Source organism: Thioalkalivibrio sp. (assembly GCF_041685615.1).
Taxonomy (GTDB): Bacteria; Pseudomonadota; Gammaproteobacteria; order Ectothiorhodospirales; family Ectothiorhodospiraceae; genus Thioalkalivibrio.
This window is the reverse complement of the sequence record NZ_JAWLFK010000066.1, coordinates 1-4,665: the sequence shown is the minus strand read 5'-3', so window position 1 is coordinate 4,665 and position 4,665 is coordinate 1. Positions and strand designations below refer to the sequence as shown.

Genomic DNA, 4,665 nt, shown 5'->3' with positions numbered 1-4,665 from the left:
GCTCGATGATCGCCTCGATCTCTTCCGACGACTTCTCCATCACCTCGGCCACGCCTTCCGGCATCATCGGCAGGAAGCCCGGCACATTCATCCGCGAGATGAACACATCGCCCTCGCTGTCCTGATAGATGCTCACCCGGCAGGGCATGAAGGCCGAAACCGGCCGGTAAGCGTCCTCTTCCAGGATCTGCGCGCTGTAACGACCGCTGCAGACATCCAGGATCACCACAGGATCAATGGTAAACCCGCGCTCCGACAACGTTCCGGCCATGTTGTTGCGGTGCAGGATACTCCAGCCGGCCTCGGATGCCTCGCGCTCGAAGGCCGCGAGCGTCTCCGGGAACGAATGCGGGCTCGGCGTCACCATCACCATCTCTGGCTGCCCACCACCGTGGTTGTCAGCCTGCGCCATGCCGGAAAGCAGCAATGCCATCGTCATCACAACAAGCGCGAGGAACCGCGCACCGGGGCGCATGGTCATCATTCCAGAGTGCATCATGGTTTCTCCTTTCCCGGTAAGCGGGAATCGTCGGGATCGGCCGCCTCTTCGGTACGTTGGGGGCAGCACCTGCAGCACAGGGTATCGATCACCGGCCACGGTCGTCTTGATGCAGGTCAACCCGACACGAACCAGACCCGTTCCAAACGGGTAAAACCCGACGTCACCAACGTCGCAACAAGGAGATCGACATGGAAGCCACACTGAAAGACGGAACGGTCACCCTGAAGATCGACAAGAAGGCCGCCAAGGACATCGCCGAAAACATCACCGAGCTCGGTGGCGAAATCAGCAACGGTGCGCGAGCACTCGGATCGGTCCTGCAGGAAGGCGTCTACGAGCTGGAGAACGAATTCCGCCAGCCGCCGCACGCCTTCGACGAGCACGCGCCCAAACAGCCCTCCATCGAGGACTGAACCACGCGCGCCAGCGCGACCGAGCCACCCCGAACACAAGGAGCACCTCATGCACCTGGAAAAAGCGGAAAACGGCGAACTCGTCATCACCATGCCCGAGGCGGAAGCCGCCGACGCCCTGGCCACGCTCAAGAAGCGCGCCGACGAACTCGACGATTGCGAGGACCTGACCGAGGCCCTGGAAAACGCCGGCATCGAGCTACCGGAACAACCGGACCACATCCGCCACGAATACATGCCCCCGGCGGACCACTAACCCGGCACCCGCCCCACACCCCGTGGGGCAGGCAAAGCGCCACAGCCGTCCAGGAGCCCGGGCCCCTGTCGGAGCCGCCCTGGCGGCGAAGCCCCCGCCAAAGCCGGGCATTAGGAGACACCGGTCACGCCCACCGACGGACGACCGGGAAGCCCGGCTGGCCCCATACCACAAAGAGAAAGAGCCACCCGGCATCCCTGCCCGGGCGGCTCTTTCAGGGGCATCCCTGTTCCCGCGACAAAAACTAGCACACAAGGTAGAGGATTCCACCCCAGACGCGGAAAAACTCCCCACCGGTCGTTTTCACCTTCTCAACGGTAGGCCCTCACTCCACCCGCCCCCACATCGTCGGATCGGGCTCGCCCGCGAAGCCCCCGCCAAGACCCGAAGACCGCCAACGCTCTCCAAAGTAACGGACCACTCAAGGACCCATCCGGTCATCGCGCAGAGCAAAGCGACGCGGCGATCTCAAGGGGCTACCCGGAAGCCATTCCGATCACCCCGGCCGCGGGCCCCACGACGTCATTCCGGCCGGAGCGAAGCGAAGAGCCGGGATCTCCCACGCCGGAACGATGGCGAACGCCACCAGTGCTACTCCCTTCGCACGAGACGTCCGATAACCACTAAATCCGAGATTCCCTTCTTGGCCACCAATGTTCAAGGCGGGCGCGGTTGACCCACATGAAGGGTGCGCACAAACTGTGCGCATCATGTCATCACATGAAGTGACCGGGAGCCGCCATGCACCTCACGCCGTACAAGGCCGACGCCCCGCGCAAGGCCACCAACCTCACCGTCAATTCCGACCTTCTGGCTCAGGCACGCGAACTGGGCATCAACCTCTCGGCCCTTTTCGAGCAAGCGCTGGCTCAGGGCGTGCGAGAAGCACGCCGCGATGCCTGGATCGCCGAGAACCGCCAGGCCCTGGTCGAATACAACCAGCGTGTTGCCGAGCGTGGCAGCTTCGGTGACTGCGCTCGCCGCTTCTGATGCCCCAGTTCTCGGTCCACCGCAACCCCTCCGCCGATACCGCATCCTGGGCACCGTACCTGCTGGTACTCCAGAACGACCTGCTCGCGGACCTGAGTACCGTGGTCGTCGCCCCGTTGATACACGCGGAGGCATTTGGCCGCCCCGCCCACATCCTCAACCCCGCCTTCACCATCGAAGGTCACCCGGTGGTGTTGTCCACCGCCGAACTTGCCGGGGTCTCCCGGGCCACGTTAGGCGAAGAAGTCCACTCCCTCGGCGCCGAACGAAACACCATCATGGCCGCCTGCGACTTCCTGTTTGCCGGCATCTGAGCAACACCCACACACCGCCCATTTTTTGACATCCTCCAAGCCGGCTTGCCGGCGAAGCCCCCGCCAAAGCCCGAAAACCACCAACCCTCTCCACTTTGACGGGCGGCGCCAGATCCCCCTCCGGTCATCGCGAAGACCGAGCGACGCGGCGATCTCCTCGGTCGACCGCAAAGGCTCTCCCATGAACCCAGCTGCAGGGGAGGGGCCCCACACCGTCATCCCGGCCGCAGCGCAGCGAAGCACCGGGATCTCCCACGTCGGGACCACACCAAACGCCGGAGTCACCACCCACGCCCGAGATCCCGGATAACCGCCCCACAGTTTCCGGGATGACGGCCAACAACAAAGTCATCTCCCTCCCAGTGTCGCCTTTACACTGTAGACGCGGGCTCGCCCGCGAAGCCCCAACGCCGAGCCCACACGGACCCGCCTTGCCTCACAGAACCCGTTCCAACGACTGCACCCCCGCTTCCACGGATCGGCGCACGGCCTCATGGATGCCTGGCGGAAAATCCTCCGGCAGGTCTCGTTCCACCTGATCCAGCGCTGAAGGGGCCTGCGACACCACCGCTGCCATGACCTCGTGCACCATCGCCCGGGGCAATCGGGCCAAAGCGCCCGTCTCCAGAAAGTGCCGCCCCTGAATGCCATCCACGCGATAATGATTGCGCCGACCCACCGCTAGCGCCAGCCGAACCTGCTTGCGCTCGACCTGACGGCGGGCCACGCTGGGAAGCACCGTCAGCACATCGTATAGCGGCGTGAGCCGGTATCCGCCGCCCGGCTGCAGGAACACGCTGAAATTCTTGGCGTGGCCATCCGTGGCGCCGATCAGCCAGAACAGGATCTGCGCCTCGAGCACCGTCGCCTGGTCCGCTCCCGGCGTATCGCTTCCCCGTAACAGATTCAGTACATCGATCAGTCCGGGCCCACCCTCATTCTGATACTTGCGGCTTGGTGGCACACCCAGCGCCTGACAGCAATCCTCCTGAGGCAGGCGCAGCAGACGGCCATCGCGCGCCCAGTGCCGATCAAACCGCTCCACCACCAGCGCGCGGGCGTCGCCAAAGGAATGCATCTGCGCCCGCGCCACCGGCAGACCAAACGCCGCCAGCAACCGCAGACAGTAGAACTCGTTGTCCACACTATCCGACAGATCCAGCCCATTGGGTAACTGCCCAATCGCGGGCTTCAGGATATGCGTCGTCGGTGTCGAGCCATGCGGCTTGAGCCAGCCTCCGTCGTGCCACAGCAGCGCCGTCTTCTCCTGAGCGCCGGCAATCGAGATCCGGAACGCATCGTCGCCGCCCAGTCCCAGCGGCGCCTGTGCCAGCCCCCCCAGCAGCTGTTCGATCGCCGCATCGTCGAGCGGCTCCCCGCGAATCCCTCCAGCCCGCCCGGATTCCTCCGTATCGGACAGCGAAAACTGCAATGCCCCCACGCAGTCGTGCCCGATCGCCGCCAGCAGGCTGTAGGCATCCGTCCCCGCCGCGCCCACGCGTTGCGCCACGCGCCGTCGCAGGGCATCCGCGTCCGGCAACAGGTTCTCGAACACCGCGGCCACGGCCGCACCGTGGTAGGCGTCTTCCCGCAATGGCAGCGATAGCGAGACCGGCAGCGCATGCTCCCAGCCCAGCCAGCTCGCGTCATATCGAAAGTGAATCGCCCCGGCCGCTGACCTCTCCAGAAACCCCACCAGGCGACCATTCAGCAAGACGCGCAGCGGCGGATGGCGACGCGTACGCGGCATCAGAAGATCTCTTCAATGGACGCCGCCGACCGCGCACGGGGGGCAATCTGAAACTCCAGATCCAGCGCCGCCAGAACCGCCAGCAACGTCTCCAGACGGGTGGCCGGGTTCCCGTTCTCGATCAAAGAGATCGTCTCCTGGCGCAACCCCGCCTTCTCGCCGAGCGCCGCCTGCGTCAGCCCCTGCTCTCGCCGGGCCCGACGCACAATCGAGCCAATCTGCTTAGGTGTTCGCGCAAGCAATGTCATAACGCCCGATTATGCGCCCAACCCGATAATGAATCAATATCGCATCAAGCACATAAAACCACCGCATCTACACAACCCCAGCCCCCCTGTAGGAGCGGGCTCGCCCGCGGCCCCCCGCCAAAACCCGACAACCACCCACCACCCCGTCATCGCGCGGAACAAAGCGATGCGGCGATCGCCATGGGCCATCCC

General features: G+C 64.7%; 7 protein-coding genes. 4 read left to right on the top strand and 3 right to left on the bottom strand.

Features of this window, described 5'->3' with window-relative positions; all coding sequences use genetic code 11:
- On the bottom strand, positions 1-481 hold a 481-nt coding region (locus ACESLR_RS10840), incomplete at its 3' end, for a DUF302 domain-containing protein (protein WP_373026068.1).
- A gap of 209 nt (positions 482-690) precedes the next feature.
- Between ACESLR_RS10840 and ACESLR_RS10835 the strand changes: the two genes are divergently transcribed.
- From ACESLR_RS10835 to ACESLR_RS10820, 4 genes are all read left to right on the top strand, one after another.
- Positions 691-915 (top strand): hypothetical protein, encoded by a 225-nt coding sequence (locus tag ACESLR_RS10835; RefSeq protein WP_024328004.1) that lies wholly within the window; start codon positions 691-693, stop codon positions 913-915.
- A 49-nt stretch (positions 916-964) separates the two neighbouring features.
- Entirely contained in the window at positions 965-1,171 is a 207-nt protein-coding gene (locus ACESLR_RS10830; protein WP_373026066.1) for a hypothetical protein, read from the top strand.
- A 741-nt stretch (positions 1,172-1,912) separates the two neighbouring features.
- A complete protein-coding gene (locus ACESLR_RS10825) occupies positions 1,913-2,161 on the top strand; it encodes a type II toxin-antitoxin system CcdA family antitoxin (RefSeq protein WP_373026065.1) in 249 nt (82 codons plus the stop codon).
- Entirely contained in the window at positions 2,161-2,475 is a 315-nt protein-coding gene (locus ACESLR_RS10820; protein ID WP_373026064.1) for a CcdB family protein, read from the top strand. The genes ACESLR_RS10825 and ACESLR_RS10820 overlap by 1 nt, the downstream gene beginning before the upstream one ends.
- Positions 2,476-2,911: 436 nt before the next feature.
- Here the strand turns inward: ACESLR_RS10820 and ACESLR_RS10815 are convergent, their stop codons facing one another.
- Entirely contained in the window at positions 2,912-4,225 is a 1,314-nt protein-coding gene (locus ACESLR_RS10815) for a type II toxin-antitoxin system HipA family toxin (RefSeq protein ID WP_373026062.1), read from the bottom strand.
- A complete protein-coding gene (locus tag ACESLR_RS10810; protein WP_373026061.1) occupies positions 4,225-4,473 on the bottom strand; it encodes a helix-turn-helix domain-containing protein in 249 nt (82 codons plus the stop codon). Before ACESLR_RS10810 ends, ACESLR_RS10815 begins: the two co-directional genes overlap by 1 nt.
- Positions 4,474-4,665 lie beyond the last annotated feature (192 nt).